Annotated in this window: 1 protein-coding gene; it reads right to left on the reverse strand. The window is 69.2% G+C overall.

Annotation, left to right across the window (positions count from 1 at the left end; all coding sequences use genetic code 11):
* A partial coding sequence (locus WA944_RS04140) for an AAA family ATPase (protein WP_526646415.1) occupies nucleotides 1-2,284 on the reverse strand: 2,284 nt, incomplete at both ends.

Here is a 2,284-nt window from a genome sequence, read left to right on the forward strand (position 1 = left end):
AGCCAGGGCAGCGGGCCGGCGCCACCGGAGTGCGCTCCGGTGGGGTCCAGTCGCCAGTCGATGACGGCGGCGGGGTCGGCGGCGTTGTCGAATCCGCCGGCGGCGACCACTTTGTCGAGACGTTTGAGCGGGTGGATTCCGGCGGCGGCGATCAACGCGAGGTGCTGGCGCAGCACCGGCCAGGCCGTCGCCGAGGTCAGGCCGGGCACCAGCTTTTCGGCGTGGGAATCCAACTCGGCGTGCTGGGCTGGGCTCAGGCGTGACTCGGCCGCGGCACCGACCGCATGGGCGTACATGGCTGTCGCAGCGGCCAGGCGGGCAGCTGGATCGGTGGCGGCGCGGGCCGCGCTGGTGGCCGACACTTGCGCGGCGTCGCGGCCCAGCGCGCGGGTCAAGACGTCCACGGCGGTGTCGGGGTGGGTCGCCTTCGGGGACAGCACGCGGTGTGGGTCGTGTTCGGCGGTGGAGAAGTAGATGTGGTTGCCGTACACCCCTCGGGTGAGTGCGGTGTACACCTGCTGGCGGGTCAACTGGTCAGAGCCCACGGTGTGACACCGGTACCGGGCGGTGGCACCCTGGGTGGCGTCAATGGTGCGGGCATAGCCCAGGGTGACGTGGGCACGGACGTACTCGGCCGGCAGGCGCAGGTGCGCCCCAGACTCCAGATGCTTGACGGTGATCGAGCCTTCCGGGTCGACCTCGGTGACTTCCCACCGGTAGCCGTTGCGCACGAAATCAGTCGCGCCGAGAGCCAAGGTGCGGTCATTCTCCTTGGTGAACACGAGGTCTCCGACGCTGGCGCGCGCACCGGCCATCAACACCGCTTCGATGCCGGGGGCGCGGGCTCCGAGTTCGGTGAGCCGGTGCAGTCGCGCGCGGTCGTTGAGTTCGGACACCAGATCGTGGGTGGGCGCCAACAGCAGCGAGTGCTCGCCGGCGGCGATATCGGATTGCCAAGCCTCGAACGCCATGTCGGACGCGGCGGCTTGAGTGCCGACGTGCACGCGCTGCTCATCGAGATAGAACGCGATCCCCGACGGGTCACCGTCGCGCAACGCCAGACCGGCTTGGGCTTCGGCGGCTGAGGCGAACCGCATCACTTGGGACAACGTGATCGCACCGTGGCGGTGGGCCAGGTCGCGCAGCACACCGCCGGCGCTGATCGAGGACAGCTGCTTGTCGTCACCGACGAGGCGCACGCTGGCGCCGCGGGCCAACGCGACCGCGATCATCGAGGCCAACGCCAACGTGCCGGCCTTACCGGCCTCGTCCACGATGATCAACGTGTTTTCATCGATCGCGTCGTACCACTGCCGCGCCGGATCACCGGGGGCAATGTCGGGATTGTCGGTGAGCCAGTTGAACTTATCGAGAGTGTCACCGACTTCGACTTCGATTTCCTCGCGCAGCAGCTGCGCCGCACTCGCACTCGGGGACAACCCGATGACGGTGCCCCCGGCACCTTCCCAGGACCGCGCGAGCGCGGCCATGGCGGTGGTTTTTCCCGACCCGGCGGGGGCCAGCGCGAGCATGACCCGCTGACCCCGGCAGGCCATCTCGCGGACCAGTTGGGCTTGGCCGGCGTTGAGTTCACGCCGATGCGCGGCCTGGGCCAGTAGTTCAATCTCGACGTCGGCGGCGGGCACGGTGCGCCCATCGCGCAGCTCGGCGGCGGCCAGGATGGAGCGTTCGGCGGCCAGGATTTCGTGGCTGGTGTAGGTCTGCGATCCGACTTGGCGGTACACGCTGGAGCCGTCGCGGCGGCGCAGCCGGGCGGGCTCACCGAGGTCGGTATCAGGACTGCACGCGTGGCGGATGCTCAACGGTTCGGCCAAGGCGGCGTCGGTGATGAGTTCGGCGATGCCGTCGATTCCGGCGTGCCCGGTGACCCGCACCACCCGCAACGCTTCGGCCAACACATGGGTGCGGTTCCAGGTGGCCCGCGCCGCGGAGACGGTGGCGATCACTTGAGCGGCGCGCGCTTTGATCCAACTGTCGGTGACCTCGGCCGGTGTCGTGGTGCGCCCGGCCAGTGAGCGGGCGATCATCGCGTTGACCGCCTCGTCGCTGCCCAACAGACCGACCGCTTGGGTACGCCATTCTTGGCGTTGTTCGGCCAGTGAGCGTGGTTCGTGCTTGGCGTCGCGGGTGGCCAAGGTGGCCTGCTGGAACATCGCGATCGATTCCGGGGTGGTCGGCTCGCGGCCGTGGGCGGCCTGAAACGTCTTGGCCAGCACCGCATATTCGGCGTCGATCGCGGCGCGACGCGAGGACCACAGCTCGT

This window comes from Mycobacterium sp. (assembly GCF_049683355.1).
Taxonomy (GTDB): Bacteria; Actinomycetota; Actinomycetes; order Mycobacteriales; family Mycobacteriaceae; genus Mycobacterium.